Annotated in this window: 19 protein-coding genes and 1 tRNA gene; 10 read left to right on the plus strand and 10 right to left on the minus strand. The window is 41.4% G+C overall.

Features of this window, described 5'->3' with window-relative positions:
• Positions 1-24 precede the first annotated feature (24 nt).
• The 6 genes from AB1A65_RS10570 to AB1A65_RS10595 form a co-directional block, all read right to left on the minus strand.
• Positions 25-1,737: a sodium:solute symporter gene (locus tag AB1A65_RS10570; RefSeq protein WP_366588730.1), complete on the minus strand. Its 1,713-nt coding sequence runs from the start codon at positions 1,735-1,737 to the stop codon at positions 25-27.
• 110 nt (positions 1,738-1,847) lie between these two features.
• Positions 1,848-4,379 (minus strand): PIG-L family deacetylase, encoded by a 2,532-nt coding sequence (locus AB1A65_RS10575; protein WP_366588733.1) that lies wholly within the window; start codon positions 4,377-4,379, stop codon positions 1,848-1,850.
• Positions 4,380-4,483: 104 nt separating this feature from the next.
• Positions 4,484-5,440: a septum formation inhibitor Maf gene (locus AB1A65_RS10580; protein ID WP_366588735.1), complete on the minus strand. Its 957-nt coding sequence runs from the start codon at positions 5,438-5,440 to the stop codon at positions 4,484-4,486.
• Positions 5,441-5,473: 33 nt separating this feature from the next.
• A complete protein-coding gene (locus AB1A65_RS10585; protein ID WP_366588738.1) occupies positions 5,474-6,070 on the minus strand; it encodes a Maf family nucleotide pyrophosphatase in 597 nt (198 codons plus the stop codon).
• Positions 6,063-6,590, minus strand: coding sequence for an HAD-IIIA family hydrolase (locus tag AB1A65_RS10590; RefSeq protein ID WP_366588740.1), 528 nt, complete (start codon positions 6,588-6,590; stop codon positions 6,063-6,065). Before AB1A65_RS10590 ends, AB1A65_RS10585 begins: the two co-directional genes overlap by 8 nt.
• Positions 6,574-7,335, minus strand: coding sequence for a DUF2520 domain-containing protein (locus AB1A65_RS10595; protein WP_366588742.1), 762 nt, complete (start codon positions 7,333-7,335; stop codon positions 6,574-6,576). The genes AB1A65_RS10590 and AB1A65_RS10595 overlap by 17 nt, the downstream gene beginning before the upstream one ends.
• Before the next feature lie 136 nt (positions 7,336-7,471).
• On the opposite strand from AB1A65_RS10595, the gene ccsA reads away from it, so the two are divergent.
• The 4 genes from ccsA to bshB1 all read left to right on the plus strand — a co-directional run bounded on the left by ccsA (position 7,472) and on the right by bshB1 (position 14,162).
• Entirely contained in the window at positions 7,472-10,642 is a 3,171-nt protein-coding gene (gene ccsA / locus AB1A65_RS10600) for a cytochrome c biogenesis protein CcsA (protein ID WP_366588746.1), read from the plus strand.
• Positions 10,643-10,814: 172 nt separating this feature from the next.
• Complete coding sequence (locus tag AB1A65_RS10605) at positions 10,815-12,227, plus strand: MATE family efflux transporter (RefSeq protein WP_366588748.1); 1,413 nt, start codon at positions 10,815-10,817, stop codon at positions 12,225-12,227.
• A gap of 37 nt (positions 12,228-12,264) precedes the next feature.
• The gene (locus AB1A65_RS10610) at positions 12,265-13,431 is read left to right on the plus strand and encodes a PLP-dependent aspartate aminotransferase family protein (RefSeq protein ID WP_366588750.1); all 1,167 of its coding nucleotides are present in this window, start codon (positions 12,265-12,267) and stop codon (positions 13,429-13,431) included.
• 8 nt (positions 13,432-13,439) lie between these two features.
• Positions 13,440-14,162, plus strand: a complete 723-nt coding sequence (gene bshB1 / locus AB1A65_RS10615; protein WP_366588752.1) for a bacillithiol biosynthesis deacetylase BshB1 — start codon at positions 13,440-13,442, stop codon at positions 14,160-14,162.
• Here the strand turns inward: bshB1 and AB1A65_RS10620 are convergent, their stop codons facing one another.
• Positions 14,163-16,112 carry a tetratricopeptide repeat-containing sensor histidine kinase gene (locus AB1A65_RS10620; protein WP_366588754.1) on the minus strand — a complete coding sequence of 650 codons (1,950 nt, stop codon included), beginning with the start codon at positions 16,110-16,112 and terminating at the stop codon, positions 14,163-14,165. It abuts the gene before it with no gap.
• 451 nt (positions 16,113-16,563) lie between these two features.
• Here AB1A65_RS10620 and AB1A65_RS10625 point away from each other — a divergent pair.
• Positions 16,564-16,639 (plus strand) — tRNA-His (locus AB1A65_RS10625).
• Positions 16,640-16,972: 333 nt separating this feature from the next.
• Here AB1A65_RS10625 and AB1A65_RS10630 read toward each other — a convergent pair.
• Complete coding sequence (locus tag AB1A65_RS10630) at positions 16,973-18,355, minus strand: putative metal-binding motif-containing protein (protein WP_366588756.1); 1,383 nt, start codon at positions 18,353-18,355, stop codon at positions 16,973-16,975.
• A gap of 194 nt (positions 18,356-18,549) precedes the next feature.
• Positions 18,550-20,106 carry a M28 family peptidase gene (locus AB1A65_RS10635; RefSeq protein ID WP_366588758.1) on the minus strand — a complete coding sequence of 519 codons (1,557 nt, stop codon included), beginning with the start codon at positions 20,104-20,106 and terminating at the stop codon, positions 18,550-18,552.
• Positions 20,107-20,216: 110 nt separating this feature from the next.
• On the opposite strand from AB1A65_RS10635, the gene AB1A65_RS10640 reads away from it, so the two are divergent.
• From AB1A65_RS10640 to AB1A65_RS10650, 3 genes are all read left to right on the plus strand, one after another.
• On the plus strand, positions 20,217-21,143 hold the full coding sequence (locus AB1A65_RS10640; RefSeq protein ID WP_366588760.1) for a dihydrodipicolinate synthase family protein: 927 nt from the start codon (positions 20,217-20,219) through the stop codon (positions 21,141-21,143).
• A 224-nt stretch (positions 21,144-21,367) separates the two neighbouring features.
• Positions 21,368-22,624: an FAD-binding oxidoreductase gene (locus AB1A65_RS10645; RefSeq protein ID WP_366588762.1), complete on the plus strand. Its 1,257-nt coding sequence runs from the start codon at positions 21,368-21,370 to the stop codon at positions 22,622-22,624.
• Between the two features lie 83 nt (positions 22,625-22,707).
• Positions 22,708-23,637 carry a hypothetical protein gene (locus tag AB1A65_RS10650; protein WP_366588764.1) on the plus strand — a complete coding sequence of 310 codons (930 nt, stop codon included), beginning with the start codon at positions 22,708-22,710 and terminating at the stop codon, positions 23,635-23,637.
• On the opposite strand, the gene AB1A65_RS10655 is transcribed toward AB1A65_RS10650, so the two are convergent.
• A complete protein-coding gene (locus AB1A65_RS10655; protein ID WP_366588766.1) occupies positions 23,634-24,278 on the minus strand; it encodes an esterase in 645 nt (214 codons plus the stop codon). The two genes, AB1A65_RS10650 and AB1A65_RS10655, sit on opposite strands and share 4 nt — an antisense overlap.
• Positions 24,279-24,339: 61 nt before the next feature.
• Between AB1A65_RS10655 and AB1A65_RS10660 the strand changes: the two genes are divergently transcribed.
• Positions 24,340-24,762 (plus strand): hotdog fold thioesterase, encoded by a 423-nt coding sequence (locus AB1A65_RS10660; protein WP_366588768.1) that lies wholly within the window; start codon positions 24,340-24,342, stop codon positions 24,760-24,762.
• The gene (locus tag AB1A65_RS10665) at positions 24,743-25,804 is read left to right on the plus strand and encodes a chorismate-binding protein (RefSeq protein WP_366588770.1); all 1,062 of its coding nucleotides are present in this window, start codon (positions 24,743-24,745) and stop codon (positions 25,802-25,804) included. The genes AB1A65_RS10660 and AB1A65_RS10665 overlap by 20 nt, the downstream gene beginning before the upstream one ends.
• Positions 25,805-25,821: the final 17 nt, after the last annotated feature.

Here is a 25,821-nt window from a genome sequence, read left to right on the forward strand (position 1 = left end):
AAGCCCGCTTTTAAGCGGGTTTTTTTATGATTTAATTTCGGGGTGGGAGTTGCCTAAAAAATTATCAAATGCCTGTGTGATCATTGCCAAAAGAATAACCAGAACGCAACCAAAAGCATTGAGCCATAAATAGGACATCCAATCCAAATACCATCCAATGATTACAATAACCTGTGTTACGATTGCCGCAACAAAAACTGCATTCCCCCTGACAAATTTAAAGAAGAAGGCTAGGAGGAAAATTCCTAAAACATTTCCATAAAAAATGGAGCCTATGATATTTACCAACTGAATTAGGTTGTCGAAAAGGTTGGCCACGCAGGCTATAAGAATGGCAATGGTACCCCAAAGCAAGGTAAATCCTTTTGTGGCCCTAAGGTAATGCTTGTCATTATGTTCCTTTTTGTTGTTCCTTTTATAAAGGTCAAGTGCAGTAATGGTACCCAGCGCATTCAATTCAGATGCGGTTGATGACATGGCTGCGGATAGAATTACGGCCAGTAGCAATCCAATGAGACCAACAGGTAAATTGTTCAAAATAAAGTGGATAAAGACATAATCCTTGTCATTGGTCTCTACTACAGAATCAGCTTTGGCAATCAACTCCCGTGCAGCTTCCCGACTTGCACTTTCTTTTTGGTTTATTTTTATAATATCGCGCTTTGCCTGTTCAATGGCGTTGTACTCTTTCAGTTTAAGGGCTGCGGAAAATGTGTTTTGAGCAATTTTTTTCTCCATTTCCAACTCCAAATGACCTCTTTCCAAAGCCTTGTAGTCATCAACATATTCGGATTCAAGGACAGCTTGGGTGGCCGCAGGATTAAAATTTAAAGGGGAAGCATTGTATTGATAAAACACAAAAACCATCGCTCCGACCAAAAGAATAAAAAACTGCATTGGTATTTTAAGGATACCATTGAAAATCAGCCCTAATTGACTTTCCCGCACTGATTTTCCGGAAAGATAGCGCTGTACCTGACTCTGATCTGTGCCAAAGTACGCCAAGGCTAAAAAGAAGCCCCCAGTGATACCACTCCAAAAGGTATAGCGGTTATCCGTATCAAAAGTAAAATCAAGTATCTGCAATTTATTATTGGCACCGGCAATCTTCAATGCTTCTCCAAAGGAGACTCCCGTAGGAAGGGACCCTAGAATAAAGAAAAAGGCAAAAAACATGCCCGTCATAATAATGAACATCTGTTGCTTTTGTGTAACACTTACCGCCTTGGTACCACCTGATACCGTGTAGATGATTACCAAAATTCCAATTATGATGTTCAGTGTGCGCAAGTCCCATCCCAAAACTGCGGATAAGATTATGGAAGGCGCAAAAATTGTGATTCCCGCCGCAAGTCCGCGCTGTACTAAAAATAATATAGCGGTAAGGGTACGGGTTTTTAAATCGAAGCGGTCCTCTAGCATTTCATACGCGGTAAAGACCTTGAGTTTTTTATAAATGGGAATAAAAACAACGCAGATGACAATCATAGCCAGCGGCAACCCAAAATAGAATTGTACAAATCCCATCCCATCATGAAATGCCTGTCCAGGTGTGGATAAAAAAGTAATGGCACTGGCTTGGGTGGCCATCACCGAAAGTCCAATGGTCCACCATTGGGCATCATTGCCACTGAGGACGTAGTCATCAACGTTTTTGCTTCCGCGGGTTCTCCAAACGCCAAATCCAACAATGAACAACAGTGTGCTCCCAAGAATGATCCAATCTAATAAAGCCATTAAGGTTTTAGTTATTTAATATCATGATGAGGTAAAAGGCCAAAATATAAATGGCATTCAAAAGAATGACAATGCTGTATTCCTTTTTCCACTCAAATTTGGTATTCATGTTATCCTTTGACATTATCTTCTTTTTTTACGTCATCTTTTCCTATGGAAAGCATATTTGCAAAAAGTTTATAGGCCCCAGAAACCCCGGCAGGGAGCTCCCTGAAAAAGCTCAACCCGGTGTAAATATAGTGACCTTCTCCATAGGGCGCCACCAAAAGACTTCCTTTAGAGGGTTCATCATCTTCATCGTGCATGGACAGAACTGGGGTAAACTCGGCACTCCACTCACTGGGGTAATAGAGTCCTCTTTCCTGGACCCAGCCATCAAAATCACTTTTATCAATGGCATTGGGATAACTAACTAAAGGATTATTTGGTGCAATAATATCAACCTCTGCAGTTTCATCGGTTACCCGATCACGGGAAATGGTCAAATCATACGGAGCAATATTACTAAATTGTTCGGCCCATCTTCCAGCAGTATTGTATTGCACAATCATGTTGCCACCGTTTTTCACATAATTGAAAAGGATGGGTTGTTTAAATTTTAGGGCATCCACCACATTATAGGCACGAATGCCCACTACAATGGCATCGTATTTATCCAGTTCACCTTCTTGTATATCATTCGGGTCGATGGTATGTACTTGATAACCAATTTGCTCCAAACTTTCGGGAACTTTGTCACCAGCACCCATAATATAGCCAATGTGTTCACCAGACTTTTGAATATCCATGCGAACCACTTTGGCCTCAGAAGGCAATAAAATGGATTGCTTGGGGATGTGGTCGTAATTGATTTCTACAAGTTCTTTTTTATAGGATTTGTTCCCAATGGTGATGACAGGTGCAATTTTACCTTCACTTTCCACGGAAGGAGGTGTTACTTGAAAAGTAACGGTCTTTTCCTGCCCTTGTTGGGGAATTGAAAATGAAAAACTTTGTGGGGAAACCTTCCAACCAGAGGGATGGTCCAAGGTTACCGTTCCGGAGACATCATTCTTTCCTGCTCTGACCTTTACCTGGATATCTTTGGTGGAAGCATTCGCAAAGATCAAGACCTTTTCATCAATTTTAGAAGTGGCTACAGGAAGCACTGCAAATGGTTCGTACAGTTCCCCCTTGTCCGGTTTGGAAAATCGATGGATGACCGGTTTCTCAAACTCCATTTCCATACCATCAAATTCCAACGTAAACTTGGCATGAAAAACAGCAGGAGTTTCAGGTTTGCCAATCAACCTTTGTTCATCGACCTTGTACATACCCAACGTTCCAGGTTCGTCCAACCAATAGGGACTGGAATAGCCAATGTCATTTGGAACTGTGAATTCAACATCAAAATTCTTTTTCTCATTGTCGGTCAACACTTGGTTTGGAGAAATTGTGGCATCGGTTTCCGTTAACTGGATTTTTTTAAGGATGATGTTTTGTGCACTTCGGTTGAGTATCTCAAAATTTACTTTAGCCTCACTTCCGGGGCTCGTGGAGGCAGCAGTAGCATTTGCTTCCAAATACAAACCGGCACAAGCTTGAATAAGATCTTTAAGCTCTTGTGATTTTAACGTTTTCCAGTGCTCATCTTCAATCTGTTGCAAGAGTTGGTACGCCTCAATCAATTGAGGGATATGCTTTGAAGGGTTTCTAAAATCAAAATTTTCTTCGACCTTATATAAAATGGCGCCCACTGCATCACCACCTTTTACGCGTGACCAAGAAGTGTCAATTCCATCAAAAAGATTATTGCTGTTTGGTTTATCACCTTTTAAGAATTCCACATATTCTTCTTCTGATCCTCTTTGACTCAATCGTCCAAAACCTTGGCACAAATGCTGGCTACTGGCCAAAGAAGCAATTTCGTTGTTGGAAAGCCCCAAAAGGGGGTAATAAGAACCAATATCCAATTTGATCATATTGGACTTGTCAGCTTTTTCAAAATTTTCGGGACTTCCATAGAACCACCAAGAGGTATTGAAAAATATGCGCTTGGGTTGCCAAGTAGAAGTAAATTGCAGTTGTTTTGGGTAAGCATTGGGGTCATTGGTCAAATCAAAAGCTTCCATGCTCAACATGGCAGATGCGGTATGGTGCCCGTGCGTGGTCCCAGGCGACCTATGGTCAAAACGGTTGATGATAACATCTGGTTTCAGGGTTCGAATGGCCCAAACCACATCACCCAAAACTTCTTCTTTGTCCCAAATTTTAAGGGTTTCCTTGGGATGCTTGGAAAATCCAAAATCATTGGCACGGGAAAAAAGTTGTTGTCCACCGTCAATACGTCGGGCAGCCAGCAGTTCCTGTGTGCGAAGAACGCCCAAGAGTTCTCGCAATTCGGAACCGATAAGGTTTTGCCCGCCATCTCCTCGCGTTAGGGAAAGATAAACGGTATGCGCTTTGTCATGATTGGATAAATATGAAATCAACCTCGTGTTTTCATCGTCTGGATGGGCAGCTACGTAAAGTGCGGTACCCAAAAAATTAAGCTTTTGAAGGTTGTGGTAAATTTCTGTGGATGATGGTTTTTGGGGTTGTTGGGCAGAAAGTTTGAAAAATGTGCTCAATAAAGCCAGCGTGCAAACCCAAAAGTATCGCATAATTGGTTGTTTAAGTGGTTGTGCCAAATATAGAAAGATATAAATCAGTGAATATTCAATTTAGAACATCTTTAACAGGGTTCCTTGCCACTGGATAGAACTTTTTACAATCCCAGGCTATCCCGTAAAACCAAATCATCATTGTCGTGTTGCCCCCAATAAGCGGTTTTCATTAATTTTATTTTTGTGGCCTTGGTGGTTAAGGTTTTTGCATTTTGACCAAAACCACTTTTGAATTCTTCTGACCAACTTTCTATGGAATATGGGAATTCTGTTGTGAAATTAAGTTTCAAACTTCGTTCCAAATCGGGGTATGTTAAAGTGTAGGTTGTAATCCCATTTTCTGAAGAAACCGAAGCAGTGGCCTCATAAGCTTTTACTTCTTTATGCGCCAGACGCAGATACTCCAAAGCGGGTATTACGTTAAGATTCCCTGTGGGCAAATCTTCGGGATGAATCCGAAGCTTTGTCCAGATTTCATTCTCAAGAACTTGTTTGTCCAGCTCAAAATTTTGGTCGGCCTCACCTTCAAAATAGGAGTGGGACGTAAACTCAAATTGATCTCTATTGTTGATTTGAGAATAGACATGTCCGCACCATTCCTGAACAGACAAACTGGTCTTTATTGCATGTTGGTTGTCGTGTACCGGATAAAATGTACTTCCCATGATAGAGTAGGGGTAGATTCCTGTTAGAAACTTTTTGGTTGTATTCAACTTTAAAACGGAAACATTATCAGGATTGCTTTGGTCTGATTTTACTTGTTTTTCGGGCAAGAAGGGTTCAGTCACGTAGATTAGGACAGCGTGACCATCCCGCATCTCACCATAGCGTGCTTGCTCCAATTTATAGGATGCAATTTCGGCATCTCCGGCATACCAATAGGCTTTAAAATCTTCAGAAAGTGGTTTTTTGGGATATTTTGGAGTCGCTTCTTTTGCTGTACTGTTCATGGCCATTTCACTTTCTGGAGCTTTGCCTTTTTCACCGCAGGACAGTAATATCAATAGAGAAAATGTTAGAAATAAGCTCAAAGAACCGTAAGGGTATATCTTTTTCATAAACTGGGTTTTCGTAAAGTTACGCATCGCAACTCAGGAAACCATGTCCATTAACGTTTTGTAAACCAGATGAGTGGGTAGGCCAACCACATTAGTGTAGGAACCTTTTATTTCCGAAATGCCAATCATTCCTATCCATTCTTGAATGCCATAGGCACCAGCTTTGTCAAAAGGGCGACATTGATCGATATAGGAGTTGATTTCTTCCTCGGTGAATTCCATAAACTTGACCAACGTAGTGCAATTCACGGTTTTTTGGGTGTCCGAGGTGGTAAAACAAACCGATGTAATTACCTCATGCCAATCCCCACTTAAGGTTTTGAGCATATCAAATGCCTCCTCTGGGTTTGCAGCTTTGGCCAATGAAATGCCCTTATGCCAAACCACTGTATCGGAAGTGATTACAATTTCATTGGGTTGCAATTTGGCTTTAAAGGGAGTAGCTTTCAACTTGGCCAAGTAATCGGAAATCTCTTTTCCTTGCAAGTGGTCTGGGTAGACTTCCTCCACGGATTTGGGTCGAACCTCGAAATCTAAACCCATCTCCTCTAGAAACATTTTCCGTCTGGGAGAACCGGAACCTAAAATAAGCCTGGATCCCTTTAGTTTCTCTTGAAGCGGATTAGTCATTTTTGGCACTGAAATTATCGTTCCAATCGCCACGGACTTTGAGTACTTGCTCCACAATGTCACGAACACAGCCATCACCGCCATTTTTGTGCGAAACATAATCCGAAATAGCCTTTACTTCCTGTACTGCATTTTGGGGGGAAGCAGCCAAGGCCACCATTTTCATGGGAGGAATGTCGGGAACATCATCACCCATATAAAGCACGGTTTTTGGGTCAATGTTATAGATGTCCAGATACTCTTCCAAAGGTTCTTGTTTGTGGTGCGCACCCATATAAAAATCCGTTACTCCAAGGCCCTTGAGGCGTTCCTTCACTCCCTCATTGGTGCCTCCTGTTATAATGCAGACGTTATATCCCTTTTTTATGGCGGTTTTAATGGCGTAGCCATCTTTTACGCTCATACTGCGCAGCAATTCGCCTTTGGAGGTAACCAAAACCGTTCCGTCGGTAAATACGCCATCCACATCAAATACAAAGGTGGTAATGCTACTGAGGAGTTCTTTATAATTTTTCTTCATATACCTTTTTTATCGCCTCGCTTAACAGTGAATAAATTTCTTTTTGTTCCTCATCACCCAAAAGGGCCAAATGTGCTTGCATGGTTTTCATATCGCCTCTTCGTGCCGGACCGGTCTGTGCTTCTTTGGGAGACATTGCTTGAATTTTTTCAGCGGTCTCTAGAATCAGGGGTTTCAACAAATCAAAAGGCAGTCCTTCCTCCTTACATAATTTTTCCCCAACCCCGTAGAGATAGTTGGAGAAATTACTCGCGAACATGGCTGCAAGATGCAACTTTTTCCGCTGATGGGTGTTAATGTCGTACACATGATCAGAAAGATGTCCTGCCAATCCTTTTAAGATTTCTGCTGATTTTTCGCGATGTGCCTCAATGCAAAACGGAATGGTTTTAAAATTCAACGGTCTACCTTCGGTAAAACTTTGCAATGGATAAAAAACCGCACGGTTTTCATGAGGAATATCGTCCATAGTTGTGGCACCAGATACATGGGCCACAATACCTTTCTTGTTGGAAAGATATTTTGAGACTTCAAAGATGGCGTCATCTTTTACGGCAATAAGATAAACATCGGCCTCCATAACCGATTCAAAATCAGTGGATATGGGTGCGAATCCTGAAAACCACAACAATTGCTCTTGGTTTCTGCCCACAACTTGGGCCAACCGAACCTCCTTTACTTTGGAGAGCGCACCTACCAAATGCTTTGCGATATTTCCGGTTCCTAGAATGACAATGGAAAGCATGACACAAAACTACAAATTTAGAGAGGGATGCATCAAAGAAAAAATTAACAAATCTCTTGGATTTTTATACAAGTTGTGAACTTGGAAGTTATAAAAAGGCCGTATTTTTGCAAGCTGAATAGCACATCGGAATTCAATGATTGACATTCTCAAAAAGACGCTCTTTTCCACTAGACTTATGGCCGTTCTTTTTTTGGTTTTTGCAACAGCAATGGCCTTTGGAACGTTTGTGGAAAGTTGGTACAGCACAGAAACAGCCCGAATTTATATTTATAACGCCACTTGGTTTGAGGTCATAATGGTGTTTTTTGTAATCAATTTCATCGGCAATATTTTCCGCTATCAATTGCTCAGTTGGAAAAAGTGGCCTGTTCTTGTGCTCCACCTTTCTTGGATTTTGATTATTCTCGGTGCTTTTGTTACCCGATATATTAGCTATGAAGGGATGATGCCCATTCGGGAAGGAGCCACTGAGAATCAATTTTTTTCGGATAAAACCTATTTGACCGCTTACATTGATGGTGATATAAACGGTGAAACCAAGCGAAGGGTTTTGGAAGATGATATTCTCGTCACTCCCGAAGGCTCCCGTTCCAGTTTGCCGTGGAAATCGGATTTTAATGGACAACCCTTTACCATTTCGTATGTTGATTTTATCAGCGGGGCAGAGGAAGGGTTGATTCCAGATGAAAATGGAAAGGAATACCTTCAAATTGTTGAAGCAGGAAATGGCCAGCGTCATGAACACTATCTTGAAAACGGACAAGTGGCCAGTATTCATAACATACTTTTTGCCTTAAATAAGGAAACAGACGGAGCCATAAATATTTTTTATTCGGATAGTACTGGGTATCAGATAAAGTCACCATTTGAAGGTAATTTTATGCGGATGGCGGACCAGTTTCAGGGCGAGGTGTCACAAGATAGTCTGCAAACCCTACAGTTGAGGTCGCTTTATAACATGGCGGGAATGCAGTTTGTAATCCCCGAACCTTTGGTGAAAGGGAGTTATGGTATTGTTAAAGTACCCAACGAAGAAATTACGGAAGCTACCCAAGATGCTTTGGTGGTTTCGGTTTCTGCCAACGGCGAGACCAAAGAAGTAAAACTGTTGGGCGGTAAAGGAACTTCCAATTTTTCAGACAAGATTGAAATAGGCGGATTGGACTTTTCCCTGAGCTACGGGTCAAAAGTGTATGAGCTTCCATTTTCCATTAAGTTGAATGATTTTATCGCAGAAAAATACCCCGGTACCGAAACAGGATATGCGTCATTTATGAGTCGTATTACTGTTCAAGATGAGCGAATTTTTGACTACGACATCTATATGAACCATGTGTTGGACCACAGAGGGTATCGATTCTTTCAATCCAGTTTTCATCCAGACGAGAAAGGAACCATACTTTCGGTCAATCATGATTTTTGGGGAACGTGGATTACCTATATTGGTTACTTTTTGCTCTACATTGGTTTAATGGGCATTATGTTTTTCGGTAAAACCCGCTTTAGGGATTTACAACAGCTATTGGAAAAAATCAAATCAAAAAAAGCGGCTTTGACCGCTGTGGCCTTATTTTTTGCCACCACTTTGATAAGTGCGCAAGAAACCAGTACTGACCACGAGCATTCGGGAATGCCCACACAGGAACAGGTAGATTCCATTATCCAATCCACAGTGGTGGCCAAAGAGCACGCTGAAAAATTTGGCGCGTTGGTCATTCAGGATGAAGGAGGACGAATGAAGCCCATTAATACGTTCGCTTCAGAACTTTTACGAAAATTGAGTGGTGATGACCACTACAATGATTTATCCGAAAATCAAGTGTTTCTTTCCATGATGATGAACCCAGGGGTTTGGTACAATGTGGAATTTATTAATCTGGGTAAGAAGGAGAATGATAGCATACGCAAGATCATTGGTGTTCCTGAAGGCACTGAATACGTAAAGGCAACTGACTTCTTCGATACGAAAGGTTCGTACAAGCTTCAATCCTATCTGGAAAAGGCTACATCAACCAACAACCCTTCAAATTTTGAAAAGGATTTTAAAAAGGTAGGGGAAAGACTTAGTTTGTTGAACATAGCCTTGAGCGGACAGATAGTAAAGATATTTCCATTGTTGAATGATGAAAACAATAAGTGGGTCTCTGCTGTGGAATATCGTTCCGGACAATACCAAATCCAGGATTCGCTCTACTCCAATTTTGTCCGAAATGCCATGCCTTACTATTTGGGGTCCCTGCAAAGCTCAGTAGCCAGTGGAGATTATTCCCAACCCGATCAATTGTTGGCAGCCTTTAAACAGAACCAGCTGAACCATGGGGCAGAGGTTTTGCCCTCAGAAAAAAAGATAAAAACGGAAATCATCTATAATAAGTTGGACTTGTTCAACCGCCTGTATAAATACTATGCAATGGTTGGGGTGCTGCTGTTCATTGTCTTAATCATTAGAATCTTTAAGGATAGGGAAATTTTAAAGGCCGGAGCCTACTTACTTAAAGGCACCATAATCCTATTCTTTATCTGGCACACTGCAGGTCTTATTTTACGTTGGTATATCTCTGGACATGCGCCTTGGAGTGATGCGTATGAAAGTATCCTATACGTTTCGTGGGCTACCATGGGCATTGGTTTGGCCTTGGGGAGAAAAAGTGAACTCACCATTGCGGCCAGCGCTTTTGTGACCTCAATGCTGCTGTGGATTGCCCACCAGAGTTGGGTGGACCCCGCCATTGCCAATTTGGTTCCGGTTCTAGATAGTTACTGGTTGATGATCCATGTGGCTGTTATTGTAGGAAGTTATGGGCCATTGACGGTAGGGATGATTTTGGGTGTGGTGGCCTTGTTGCTGATGGTGCTAACCACGGAAAAGAACAAAAAACGTATGGATTTGAATATTAAGGAGCTTACCGTGATCAACGAACTGGCCCTAACCGCTGGTTTGGTAATGCTCACTATAGGTAACTTTTTGGGTGGCCAATGGGCCAATGAAAGTTGGGGGCGTTACTGGGGTTGGGATCCCAAAGAAACCTGGGCCTTAATTTCCATTATGGTCTATGCTTTTGTACTGCACATGCGTTTGGTACCTGGTTTAAGAGGAAAATGGAGCTATAACTTTGCCAGTATTCTTGCCTTTGCCAGCATAATGATGACCTATTTTGGTGTGAATTTTTACTTGGTTGGGCTGCACAGTTATGCCAGTGGAGATCAAGTGATAACCCCTAGTTTTATCTGGTATACCGTACTGGGAGTCTTTATTTTGGGAGGAATTAGTCTTTGGAGGTATAAGGTCCACTATGCCAAATAATTGATTTTTTGGTTTGCACTTCAAAAAAAAGTTGCATATTTGCTTCATCATGAAGTTATAAGAATTATGTCCACGATAGATGTCACATTTGGCACCACGCCAAAAAAGTAACCGAAACTCTTCTTCGGTCAGTTGACATTTCCCCTTTTGTTTTACACATAATTCTTAAAAAATGACACATTCAAACAATACATTTTCATTAAAAAAATTCATCAGTTATTTCTGGATTGCTGTATCCGGTAAGGAAACAGAATTTACATCAGGTAGTATCCGCAAGGCCATCTTTATGCTTTCCATTCCTATGATTTTGGAAATGCTGATGGAATCAATTTTTGCCTTGGTAGACATTGCTTACGTATCAAAAGTTAGTGTTAACGCGGTGGCAACTATTGGATTGACCGAATCCGTTATCACATTGATCTATGCCTTGGCAATAGGTCTTAGTATGGCTGCAACCGCGGTTGTGGCCCGAAGAATTGGAGCAAAAGATGTCCAAGGTGCCAAGGAAGCCGCTGTACAAGCCATTGGTTTGGGTGTTTTGGTTTCTATAGTTTTGGGCATAGTAGGAATTATTTTTGCGAAGGAAATCTTGGCCTTGATGGGCGGTGAACCCGACTTAATTGCAGAAGGTTACGGTTATACCCAATTTTTGATTGGAGGGAACATCACCATCATGCTTTTGTTTCTCATCAACGCCATTTTTAGAGGCGCGGGAAATGCATCCATTGCTATGTGGACATTGGTTCTTTCCAATGGACTCAATATTATTTTGGACCCTATTTTCATTTTCGGGTTGGGTCCCATTCCGGCCTACGGGGTCACCGGAGCCGGAATAGCCACCAATATTGGTAGAGGTACCGCTGTGCTGTTTCAATTGGGAATATTGTTCTTTGGATGGGGCAGAATTAAATTGATGTGGAAAGATTTGGTCTTGAACCTCAAGGTGATGCACAATCTTGTTCGGGTTTCATTGGGAGGAATAGCCCAATTCTTGATTGGAACCTCAAGTTGGGTATTTCTTATGCGAATCATGTCTGAATTTGGTAGCGAAGTGCTTGCGGGCTATACCATTGCCATTCGGGTGATGATGTTTACCTTGATGCCTTCTTGGGGTATGAGTAATGCAGCAGCTACTTTGGTAGGTCAAAACTTGGGAGCCAAACAACCGGACAGGGCTGAGATTTCAGTCTGGAAAACCGGAAAATACAATGCCATTTTTATGGGTACGGTTTCCTTGGTCTATCTCATTTTTGCAAAAAGCATCATATCATGGTTCAATACCACACCCAGTGTAGTGGAAAATGGAGCCTTGTGCCTTCAGGTCATTGCGGCTGGATATATCTTCTATGCCTACGGCATGGTAGTGAGTCAAGCCTTTAATGGAGCAGGGGACACTAAAACCCCGACCAAGATCAATCTAATTTCATTTTGGCTGTTCCAATTACCGTTGGCCTACATAGCGGCAATGGTTTTGGGATGGGGTGCCAAGGGTGTTTTTATAGCCATTACTTTGGCCGAAGTGCTGTTGGCCCTCATTGCCATGGTTTGGTTCAAAAAAGGAAAATGGAAGCAGGTGGAAGTATAACGGGTTTCGTATCTTTAGCTTTCTAAAGCAAACGAACATGAAATCCAACAAAAAAGGGCTGAACACCCTGTGCACGCACGAGGGTGATTTGAAGGATACACAATTTAAAGGAGTTGTTTCTCCTTTGTATATGTCCACGGCCTATGCCTTTGACGATGTTGACATAAAACGATACCCTAGATATTTTAATACGCCCAACCAAGAGGCGTTGTGCAAAAAACTGGCGGCCTTGGAACATGCCGAGGCTGCTTTGATTTTTGGTAGTGGCATGGCCGCTATCAGCACAGCGTTGATGGCTTTTTTGCAAGCAGGCGACCATATTGTGCTCCAGCAGACCATGTATGGCGGCACCTATCACTTTGCGGTAACACAATTGAACAAATATGGCATTGAATATTCCTTTACCGATGGATGGCAAGTAGAAGATTTTGAGAAGGAAATCAAATCCAACACCAAGGTGATCTATATGGAAACACCATCAAACCCCTTGTTGACCATTACTGATATAGCGGGAGTGGCCCAATTGGCGAAAAAGAAAGGTTTGGTATCCATGATTGATAATACGTTCGCAAGTCCTATCAACCAAAATCCAATTGATTTTGGTGTGGATGTGGTTTTGCATAGTGCCACCAAATATATGGGCGGGCATTCAGATATTTGTGCGGGAGTTGTTGCAGCTTCCCAAGAGCATATCGACACCGTTTTTCAATCCGCCATCTGTTTTGGAGGAAGCTTGAGTGAATATACCGTTTGGCTTTTGGAACGAAGCATAAAGACCATGGCCATTAGAGTAAAGGCGCAGACTGACAATGCCCAAAAAATGGCAGAATATCTAGTGGGTAATGAGGATGTTGGACAAGTATATTATCCCGGTTTAAAAACCCATCCGGATTATGATTTGGCCAAATCACAAATGAAAGGCTTTGGAGGAATGCTTTCCTTTGAGTTGCCCAATATGGATATATCCCTATTCTTTAAGCACCTTAAATTGATAAAACCGGTAATGAGTTTGGCAGGAGTGGAAAGCACTGTGATTTCGCCAGTGACCACATCCCATGCACTGATGAGTCCCGAAGACCGTGAAAAGCAAGGCATTAAAGATTGTTTGGTTCGGTTCTCTTTGGGAATAGAAGAAGTTGAGGATTTGATTGAAGATTTGGAGCAAGCCATTGCAAAGGTGAAATCGTTGTCTGTGCCAGCATAAAAGAACCTATGAAATTAGACATTTTAGTATTTGGAGCGCATCCAGATGACGCCGAACTTGGCGCAGGAGCTACCATAGCCAAAGAAGTTTCTCGTGGAAAAAAAGTGGGAATAATCGATTTGACCCGTGGTGAACTCGGTACTCGTGGGTCTGCAGAAATCAGGGACAAAGAAGCTCTCAAGGCAGCAAAAATTCTGGGGGTTGAGATTCGGGAGAATATGAAATTTGATGATGGATTTTTCATCAACGATAAATGGCACCAGATGGAAATCATTAAAATGGTCAGAAAGTACCGACCAGAGGTCGTTATCTGCAATGCTGTTGAAGATAGACATATTGACCATGGAAAAGGTAGTCAGCTGGTAAGCGACGCCTGTTTTTTAAGCGGATTGGTGAAAATTAGTACCCAACTCAATGGCACTGACCAGGAGCAGGAACCTTGGCGGCCAAAACGGGTATATCACTTTATTCAGTGGAAAAATTTGGAACCTGATTTTGTAGTGGATGTATCTGGTTTTATCGAAAAAAAGAGGGAAGCCATTTTAGCCTATGAATCACAATTTTACGATCCAAAGAGTAACGAACCGGAAACACCCATTAGCAGTAAAAATTTTACGGATAGTATAATTTACCGTTCTCGTGATTTAGGAAGGCTGGTTGGTGTGGAACATGCTGAAGGCTACACTGTGGAACGCTACGTTGCAGTGAATAGTTTAGATGACCTGATTTGATCAACTGGCCTTCTGGTACTTGTTTTCAGCCTTTGGGAGTGTGAAGAAGAATGAGGTACCCTTTCTAGGAACACTTTCCACCCAAATTTCTCCATTGTTCTTGAGCACCATTTCTTTGCATAACGAAAGCCCTAGACCGGTTCCTTTCTCATTGTTGGTACCATAGGTAGTGATGTTTGTGGAATCCTCAAAGATTTTTTTCTGGATTTCCTTGTTCATCCCTATTCCTGTATCGCGTACCGAGATTTGCCACATACCCTCTTTTTCTTTGGCCTCAATAGTGATCAATCCGTTGTCTGGTGTAAACTTTATTGCATTGCTCAAAAGGTTCCGCACCACAATATCGATCTGATTTTGATCGGCCCAAATTTGTGGGTTTTCGGGCAACTGATTAATCATCTTTATGGACTTGCTGAAGGCGAGCTCTGTTAAGAGTTGAATATTGTTTTCCACAATTTTATTCAGTGAAATCCTTTTAGGCTTTGTTACCACTCCATTGAGTTGATTTTGTCCCCAAGTCAACAAATTGTTCAATGTAAATGCAATGTTTTCAACATCCGCCTTTAACTTCGGGATAAAGGAGATAAATTCGTTTTTACTGATTTCTCCATCGGTAAACAACTTCAATAACCCTTGTAGGCCGCCAATAGGTCCTCTAAGGTCGTGGCCAATAATGGAGAAAAGTTTCGTTTTGGTCTTGTTGATTTCGTTCAGTTGTGCTTCTCGTTCACTTACGGCCTGTGACTTTTCTTGAAGCTCTTTGTTTAGCTTTTTCTGTGTTTTTGCACTGTGGCGTACTACAAGAATAATGATACTTAGAATGAACAAAATAATGATGGAAAAATAGATGTAGTTCCTTTGTTTGGCCAAAGCAATTTTGTTGGACTCAATTAGTTCTTGCTTTTCCTGCTCATAGTGTAACTTAGTTTCCAATAAAGACAAGCTTTGCTTGTTATTGTCTTTGAACAATGAATCTGAAAGCTTTTTAAAAGTTTCCAGGTAGGCTAGTGCCTCAACGTGTTCCTCATTTCTTTTATGGAGTTTATAGAGTGTTTCTGAACAGTCTATTTGCCCTTGTAGGGATTTTATTTTTTTAGATATTTCCAATCCTTCCTTGGCGTGTACCATGGATAAACTGTCTTGCTCCAGACCCAAATAGACCTTTGCCATGCCATTCAGCAATTGAATGCGAATTCGGTCATCCTCGATTTGATTTTTAAAGAGCATGTTGCTTTGGTCGTACCAGTACAGGGCCCACTGATATTTCTCTTGTTCAAGATAAATATCGCCCTTTACCTCAAAGGCATAGGCTAACCAATCATATATTTTGTTTTTTTCAAACGTGGTGATGCTCTGGTTGATATTGAACATGGCATACTTGAAGTTTTTTGCATCTTTATATAAGGCAGCCAAGTTACTCTGGGTTTCGGCATCGATGATTTCGTCTCCTATTCTACGATTGATTTTTTGCACCGTGTCATAAAAAATCAGGGCATTTTTAAAATCTTTTTGTTCTGCATACAGACCTGCAATGTTCTCGTTGAGAATGGAAAGCATTTTATTGCAATCGGTCTGTCTGGCAATGTCTATTCCTTTTAAATTTAGATTAAGCGCCTCGGCGTAATTGCCTTCAAAACTGTAGTTTTGAGCCATGGTATTGATGATGTTCAGTTCCAACCTTCTATCATCTATTTGCTTGGCCAATTCAAGGGCTTTTTCAAATTTTGGCATCGACTTTTTACGCTCGCCCGAGTTGTAATAATAATTGCCAAGCGCGCTCAATGCTTCTACCTTGCCTTTTGTGTAGTCAATTTTCTCACTATGGTGTAAAACCCTTTCCGAAATTGATCGTAGGCTATCATTGTCTATATATTGGTAGGATTTGGCCAAATCAATCAATAAATTGATGTGGGTAGTATCCTTTGGATTGAACCGCTTAGTGGATTCCAAACGCTTTAATCTGTATGTAAGACTGTCCTTTTTGGTAAGTTGTGCTTTTAAAGGGGTAGTAATAGAGAGTATACAAAGGAATAGGGCTAACTTTCCCAGCAAAATTCTAAGGCGTAAAGAACATGTTTTTTGTTGAGGCATACTGCTCTAAATATACGATGGTAAAAATAGTTTTGCAGTGGTCTATTTGGAATTAAATGTTGTGAAATGCGAATAAATGTGTGTTTTATCTGACAAAAGTTGCATTTCATCGATGTTTTATACGAAATGCCAATTGAGAGATTTATTTGTTGATACCCTGATAAAATCATAAAATACTGTGGGCCAAAAAAAAATACCTCCATATTTAGGGAAGTGGTAAAATCTTTTGGATGAATCAATACAAAGAAGTATTTTTGCACCCGCCTGAACAAAATTAAGCAATGGCTGTTTTTAAGAAGGCCTTTTAAATGGTGGTTGTAGCTCAGTTGGTTAGAGCGCTGGATTGTGGTTCCAGAGGTCGCCGGTTCGAACCCGGTCTTCCACCCAAAAATTTAGATAAGATTCCCGATCAAGGTTTTTGATCGGGATTTTTTGTTTTTTGTTGGCAACGTGGAAGGGAAGCTTTTACTGTGGGAAGTCCAAAATTTTTGAACGATACTCATTGTTTAAGGACTTCTCGATAAAATTTTCTTCGAAAATCACTCGAAGTGACCTCAAGTAGAGTTTTTAAAAATTCTGCTTGCCTTTCGGTAAGTCGTCCGCACATAAAAAATCTCAAATATTTATGTTCTGGATTTTTGTTTGCGTAGGTTTTCCAGATAAAAAAAGCCCCGAACAAAAGTTCAGGGCCACAGATTAGGTTGGTTCTGATTTTAGATTTAATTGTTAGGGGTGGAACGGGTGTAGGTCATAGGCCTTCCTTGAGTAAAACCCGGCATTTCTGTAAATGTAAGGGTAAAGTAGATGTCTTCCTCTACCAACCATACACCTAAGGTTTTACCAGTTACGGAACTAACATTCGTGTCTCCAAAGTCAGAAAACTCTTCGGAAGCACCCATAACACCAAAATCATCAATGATATTTACTAAAGTTTCATTACCGTCTAGCAAACTGCATATGGAGACGATATTGTTGAAGCTATAAAAGTTAGTTGGGTCGCCCAATTCACCATAAAGGTTAAAATTATCCCATGCTTCAGTATCATCCCCTTGTTCCAAAATAGCCCATCGAATACCCTGTGGGCCACCACTGGGCTGTGCATCACCTACATTAGCTACAGGGTTGGTTTCTGCTTTTCTGCCTCTGTATTCCCACTCTAAGTCTTCATCTTCAGTAGGAATCTGACCAATAGTATTTAACCACCAGTTAATATTGGTGAGGTAGCCCTTACTATTGGAACGGGTAAGAGCTACACTTTCAGTTAATTGATCATGGTATTCTGTGTTGCTTTCCCAATCTGCATTTGCAGGTTTGTTGAACTGATACTCAGGCCCTGACCAAATAATGGTCTCCGCAGCACCATCACAGTTACTGTCTATGCCATCATTGGGGTTTTCCTCAGCATCTGGGTTAATGCTTGGGTCGTTATCGTTGCAATCCCCTGCTTGTAGGGCATAGTTGAATTCTGGTGTTGGATCGCACGCATCGCGTACATCAAACTCATCCTCGTTTCCATATCCATCATCGTCACCGTCATTATAATAGGTGATTTGCGCCGCCTCGGGATTTCGGTTGGCATCAGTATCATCACAATCATCGCTGTTGGATACATGGTCCGCGGGGGCAGATTCGCATCCCTGAACCACAACCGTTTGCCCATTGGGGTCGCCATATCCATCGCTGTCAGCATCTGGGTAGTAGGTAATAAAGACATCGGGGTTGATGCTCGAGTCGTTATCATTGCAATCAAAGTTTTCACCAACTTCGGTATACTTCGTATCATCAGGATTTTCACAGAAATAGAAAGGTTCTGGAGATGGAAAACCGTCACCATCATCATCAATATAGAATACCAATTCACATTCAGGGTTGACATTGGGATCTTCATCATTGGTATCACCATTTTTAAGGACGTACTGTCCTGAGGTGGATTTTGGAGGTTTACAAGCTGTAGTTCCTGCTCCAGTACCGAAATTGTCATAATCCTTGTCAAGATAATAAGTTCTGTTCACGCACTCATCGTCTTTACTGCAGGAGACCATTGCCAAAAAACCAAAGCCCATAATCATGGCCAATAGTCCAAAAAAATTGTTCTTTCTCATCAGATTTACTTTTAAAGAGGTTAATACACTTCAAAAGTAGAGGGGTGATTCCGCGTAATTTTGCCCTATTTGATGAATGAGGTGTTTGGGTTGATAGGTGACCCATATGAGACAATTCACCCAGTAATAGGAAAGGAATTTCCTACCAAATAAAGTTCTGGTTCCCAAGAGCTGCATTAATAAAAATAATGCTGTTATTTTGCCAACTTATCCACCAAAACCTTGTTGGGTCTATTGGCCACTTCCCATGCCGTATGGAAAATAAGACGGGTTCTGTTTTCCAAAAGGTCGTAGTTTATTTTATCCGGGGTGTCGCCGGGACGGTGATAGTCCGCATGGGTGCCGTTAAAATAGAAAATTATGGGAATATTGTTCTTCGCAAAATTATAATGATCGCTGCGGTAGTAGAATCTATTGGGATCATTTTCGTCATTATACGTATAATCCAGCTCAACATTTGTGTATTTTGTGTTGATTTCCTCTGAGAGATTGTGTAGGTCTGTACTCAACTTATCAGAACCAATAAGGTATACGTAGTTTCGGTCTCCCGTCCGTTTGGGATCAATGCGGCCGATCATATCAATATTAAGGTCTGCAACAGTTTGGGATAGCGGGAAAATGGGGTCTATGTCCGTATAATATCTAGAGCCAAGAAGGCCTTTTTCCTCTCCGGTTACATGAAGGAATACAATGGAACGTTTTGGCCCATCCCCGGCATCTGCGGCTTTTTTAAATGCCTCTGCAATTTCAAGCATAGCCACTGTACCTGATCCATCGTCATCGGCACCATTGTTAATTTCACCATTGGCATTGACACCAATATGGTCCAAATGGGAAGAAATAACCAAATACTCATTGGGTTTTTCAGTGCCCCTTAAAATGGCGACCACATTCTCTGAACTTATTTTATCGCTTCCGCTGGAAATGTTCAACTTTAGGTCAACTGAAATGGTTTGTGGGTTAGCGTCATCTTGAACATCTTTTTTCAGAGCTTTGGCCGATGTTTCATTGACCAAGACAAGAAATCCATCGTTGCTATCTTCCGCCAATTCCATCTTACCGCTATTGTTGGTCTTCATAAACTCAAAATACCCTTTATAGCGCGGATAGTTCACTGGGTCAAAATACAGGATGCCCTTCGCGCCTTTTTCCAAAGCCAACGTAGCTTTTTTCTGCATGGCTTCGGACATATTGCTCCATTCCGATTTTTCAGTTGTTCCAGAAAGGAGATAATTGCCATTTTTATGTATGGGCTCCCCAGATTTTATGAACACAATCTTTCCAGCAACATCAAGCCCCCCATAGTCTGAATAATCACCGTCCTCAATGCCATAGCCAACATATATTATTTGACTGTAGTCCCCTTCGGCTACAGTAAATGCCAAGACATCATCGCCAAGGTCAAAAGTACTGTTGTTGATACTGATGTTTCCTTTAGGAACTTTGGCCACTTGCAATGGAACTTCTTGGAAATAATCACCATCAGCTTTTGCAGCTGGAATACCCAGGGATTCATATTCATTTTTAAGATATTCCACCGCCTTTTTTTGACCGGGTTCACCAGTTTCCCTGCCTTCAAATTCATCGGAAGCATAAACATATAGATGTTCTTTTAATTCGTCTTGGGTAATGGTTTTTGCGTAGATGACCGGGTCTGCTTGCTCGATGGTTTTGGGAGCTTCTGCAACTGTTTTTTGTGAGGAGTTGCAGGCCAGTACAAAACCCAAGGCAAACAGAATGAACTTGTTCATAATTGACTGTTTTATCAAAATCCCCCAAAAATACTCAAAAGATCAATAAGCATCAGATTAACTTTTCATCTGTTTGTTTAACTTACACACTCATTAGTAAACCATTAGCAATGAAAATGAATTGGGCAGGTGTAATGCCAGCAGTAACCACCAAATTTACTGAAGATGACCAATTGGATTTGGACATATTCTCCACAAATATCAATGCGCAGTTAGAGGCAGGTGTCCATGCCTTAATATTGGGAGGAACCTTAGGAGAAGCAAGTACGCTTACCCCACAAGAAAAGCAAACACTTATTCAGCACACAGTGGATTTGGTAGCGGGTAAAGTGCCCGTAGTAATCAACATTGCAGAGCAGACTACAAAAGGAGCCATTCTTGCTGCGGAACAAGCTGAAAAATATGGTGCCAAGGCAATTATGACCCTACCACCCATGCGATACAAGTCAACAGAATATGAAACCGTGGCCTATTTTAAGGCAGTGGCCCAGAACACTTCATTGCCCATGATGATTTATAACAATCCAGTAGATTACAAAATTGAGGTTACCTTGGATATGTTCGAGGAGCTGTTGGTACATGATAACATTCAAGCTGTGAAAGATTCCGCACGGGACATTACCAATGTTACCCGTATGCGAAACAGATTCGGTAATCGATTAAAGATTCTGTGCGGTGTGGATACATTGGCCCTTGAGAGTATAGTTATGGGTGCCGATGGTTGGGTGGCCGGTCTGGTATGTGCTTTCCCAAGGGAAACAGTAGCCATTTATGAATTGATCAAGGCTGGAAAAATAAAGGAAGCCATTACTATATACAGATGGTTTATGCCCTTGTTGGAATTGGATATAAGCCCGCAACTGGTACAGAACATAAAATTGGCCGAAGTAGCCACTGGCCTTGGTACAGAAAATGTCAGGTTACCAAGATTGCCCTTACAGGGCAAAGAAAGAGAACGGGTATTGGCCATTATAGAGGAAGGTATGCGCACACGACATAGCATCCTCAATTTGGTCAATTCCAATGTAGGCGTGTAGCCCGGTTCTTCTCAGAAAACAAATTCTACTTTTTTGGCCTGAAGCATGCCAAGGCCACTCAAAAATCAGTAAAGCATCAATTTTTCATCTTATCGTTAAAAATAAGAGGGCACTTCTGTTTGTAGAAATCATTTAGATTCTAAATTTGCTGAAAAATTGAACACTTTCCGCGAGAAAAAGGGAAGCAATTAATTTCTTTATTCGGGGATTTCAAGCAGTGGAATATGGGTAAGAACAAAAACGTTATCGTTGTTGGTGGTGGGATTGTTGGACTATCAACAGCCTATTTTTTACAGAAAGAAGGTCATAAAGTAACCGTTTTGGACAAGTCTGATATCTCCTCAGGGGCATCTTTTGTGAATGCGGGTTACTTAACACCAAGCCATATTGTTCCCTTGGCATCACCGGGAATGATTTCCAAGGGAATCCGATACATGTTCAATCCATCCAGTCCGTTTTACATGAAACCTAGGTTAGATCCCGATTTCATGAAATGGGCCTGGTACTTCAAAAAATCATCCACAAAAGCCAAAGTGGAGCGAGCCATGCCTATCATCAAAGACATCAACTTATTGAGCAGAAGACTGTATGAGGATATGAAGGCCTCTGGCGATTTGGGAGATTTTCACTTGGATGAAAAGGGCTTGTTGATGGTTTATCAGACTGAAAAAGCAAGAGATCATGAACTTGCCGTGATGGAAAAAGCCCAAGAAATGGGGTTGGAAGCCCGTCATTTAGATGCTGAAGGCCTAAAGAAAATAGAGCCCAATATTGAACTCAACGCCATGGGTGCCATTCTTTACGAATGTGACCGGCATACCACACCTCCACAAATCATGAAGAATCTGGTAGCATATCTGTCCAGTTCGGGGGTGGAAATTCATACACAAGAAGAGGTATTGGATATAAGCATGGAAAGGAGCTTTGTAACCGAAGTCATCACCAATAAAAAGACGTACAAGGCGGACGAAGTGGTTTTTGCCGCAGGTTCGTGGACTTCAAACCTTTCAAAAAAAATAGATATTGACCTTCCGTTACAGGCAGGAAAAGGATATCGCATCAATGTGGAAACGCCCACCAACATTACAATGCCAGCCATCTTAATGGAAGCTAAAATGGCAGTTACTCCCATGCAGGGCTTTACCCGTTTTGCGGGCACCATGGAGTTTTCAGGAATTAACGACATCATTCGCAAAGAAAGGGTAGAAGCCATTGCCAAAGGCGCTGAGCGTTATTACAAAGGTTTAAAGATTTCAGAAGAAGATAAGGATAACGCCCAGTGTGGATTACGTCCGGTATCTCCCGATGGATTACCATACATAGGTCGCCCCAAAGGATTCAAAAACCTGACGGTTGCAACGGGTCACGCCATGATGGGATGGAGTCTGGGCCCAGCGACTGGTAAAATGATCACGGAGTTGATTTCCGGAAAGTCAACCTCAATGGATTTATCTCCGTTCAATCCGGACCGAAAGTTTTAATTGCCTTGTTTTCTTTAAGTTAAATTCGGCATAGTGTATGCAGTAAATTTTTTAGTTGCGCTAAATCGGATTAATTTTACAATATGATAAAAAACTACACTGCCCTTTTCTTTATTAGTTTTTTCCTTGCCTCAGGAGTACGTTCCCAAGAGATTCAGATTTTTAAGGTCGAAGATTTTGACCTGAGTGGAAGTGTAAAATCGTGTTTGGTAATTACTGATTACGGACGGGAATCCTTTGAATTCAATAAAAAAGGAATCCTGACCAAGACAGTGACCCAATATAATGACACCGACCAGGACATAACCTATTACAAATATAATAACGGTGAACTGGTGGAACGGCGCATGGAGAGTTATAAGAACAATGTGCTGGATGCCGCTACCTCCATGGCCAATTTTTATGAAATTGATACGGTTCCGCAAAGAAGAGTTTTGGAGAAAATTATTTCTTACGACAAAGATTTTTTGGAGCAGCAGGAGTATTTGTATGATGATGAAGGCAGATTGACCAGGATAATCACATCAAATTCCGAGGGAGTGGATGAGACCACTTTTGAGTATACACCTTATAAAAATGAGCTCACCACCAGTATTTTCACAAATGGGATTTTAGAAAAAACGATTAGAAACTCAGAACGTAAAAGTGCCAAAGGAACCCAAAAAGTGGTGCTGACCAAGGAGTATATTGATGGCGAACCCAACGTGGCAACAGAGGAAGTTTTCAATGCTGCAGATAATCTGGTGACAAGCGAATTTTTTCAATATGACTTTGAAGAAAAGGAGTTTGTATCCCAAAGGAAACTATTCTATCACTATGTAAATGGTGTATTGGACAAAGTGGTCACTAAAACGGTGAACACAGAATCTGTAGAAAATTATATTTTTCAGTTTGATAGCCACGGAGAAAAGAACTGGGTCAAAAAAATAGTAACTCCGGGAAACACTTACACAACGCGTGTAATCAAATACTATCCTAAGGAAGTCGAGAAGGCCGAGCCCAACCAAGGCTAGAGCAATCCTTGAATGATTTCGGGTTTTACCTCATGCCCGCCCTTAAAAGTGATGATTTCGGCTTTTCCGTTGAACAGGGTTTCAATCTTGACTTTTTCTGATTTTAAACGGTCAGCCGTCAAGAATTCATCCGAATCTCCATAGATGATTTTTACAGTTGTGGTGTTCAGGTCGAGGAATTCAAGATCTTTCTTTTTTAGTTCATTGGGAATTCCACCAGCATAAAGAAACAAAGCCTTGAGCTGAATCTTTTTATGCACTAACCAGCGCATCACAATGGAAACTCCCTGCGAAAAACCGAACAGGATAATATTCAAATCTTCAGGAATCTGCTCGGCTTCAAAGACCGCATCTACATAGTTGAGCACGTTATCAATGTCCAATGGCGTATTTTCCTTGGTCAGCCAACTTGCACCAACATATTTATACTCATTTTTTAAATAATATTTGGAAGGGGCCTGGGGCACAATGATATGGTTCTCATCAGGATCTAAACTTTCAAAATAAGTTGCAAAATAGCGACTCAAATATCCAATACCATGGAATACCAACCATACATTCTTGGTTTTCTGGTTAATAGGGTTTAGGGTTAGATAGGTATTTTGGGAGGAGTAGGTTACGGTCTTTTCGCTTGGGCCCATAAAGTCGTTTCTAGGTTGTTCGATTGCTTTAGCTTTGTGTAATTTTACAAAAAATAGAACGATGGAAGCGCACAAAGAAAAGATTCTATCCGTTTGCAACGAAATTTGTAAAGGGACAATGATGGAAACCTTGGACATTACCTATATTGATGTAGGGGAGAATTTTTTATTGGCTCGAATGCCCGTCACTCCCAAGGTCCACCAACCAGATGGTGTGCTGCATGGGGGAGCTTCTGTGGCATTGGCCGAAAGTGTGGGCAGTGCAGCTTCCTATATATTTTTAGATGCAAAAGAGTTTTTTGTGAGAGGCATTGAAATTTCCGCAAACCATGTAAAATCCATTAAAGAAGGCTTTGTGTATGCTAAGGCTTCCATTTTGCACAAAGGCCGAACTACCCAGCTTTGGGAGATAAAAATAACGGATGAAGAGGGCAAACTGATTTCCAACTGTAAACTCACCACCATTGCCTTACCCAGAAAATAAGGAATTTACAACCATTCTTGCTAAGATTGATGCGTGGCTAGGGAAAGGCTTGCCGTTTGCGGTATACCGAAAACCAAAACAAGAAAAAGTCACTGCTGTTTTTCAGGGAGATGATTCGCTATATAAAACCATCGATTTTGAAGATGAAGGTTTTGTTTTTGCACCATTCGATTTGAAAGACAATGCCATATTAATTCAACCGGATGAACTTTTGACGAGAACCTTCAAAACTGAATCCCAAGTTGGAAAAAATATGATTGAAATTTCGGAAAGCGGAAAAAAAACCCATATCAATTTGGTGAGAAAGGGCATTTCTGAAATTGAAAAAGGCCATCTCAAAAAAGTCGTGCTGTCCAGAAAAATGGAAGTGGAGTTCGCAACTTCTCCGGTCAAAATATTGCAAAACCTCCTGAATCATTACACGAATGCTTTTTGCTATCTCCTTCATCATCCAAAAGTCGGGACATGGTGCGGAGCCACTCCTGAAACTTTGGTGGAAATCAAGGATAAGCAATTAAGAACCATGTCCTTGGCGGCCACTTTGCCCTTTCAGGGAGATGAAAAACCCATGTGGGGGCTAAAGGAAATTGAGGAGCAGCGTATGGTTTCGGACTATATTCAAGAACGATTGGGACCTGTCATGGAAGAACTTCATATTGGGGAAGCGGAGTCCATACGAGCAGGGAATCTGTGGCATTTGCGGTCTGAGGTTACCGGAACCTTGTACAGTGGCAATGACATAAAGAAAGTCATTACTGCTTTACATCCAACACCTGCGGTCTGTGGTATTCCAACTCAAACTGCGAAGTCCTTCATCCTGAAAAATGAAAACTATAACCGAAGTTTTTATACCGGTTTTTTAGGAGAACTGAATTTGAGCAAAGTAGGGGAGACCGCACTTTTTGTGAACCTAAGATGCATGGAACTACAGGGAAAAACCGCTACCATTTTTGTCGGCGGCGGAATCACTTCGGCTTCACAACCCGAAAGTGAATGGATTGAGACCCAAAACAAAAGCAGGACCATGCTCAACATCCTATAATTTGATCCTTCGGAATT

The sequence above is a fragment of the Allomuricauda sp. ANG21 genome (assembly GCF_040705235.1).
GTDB classification, from domain to species: Bacteria; Bacteroidota; Bacteroidia; order Flavobacteriales; family Flavobacteriaceae; genus Flagellimonas; species Flagellimonas marina.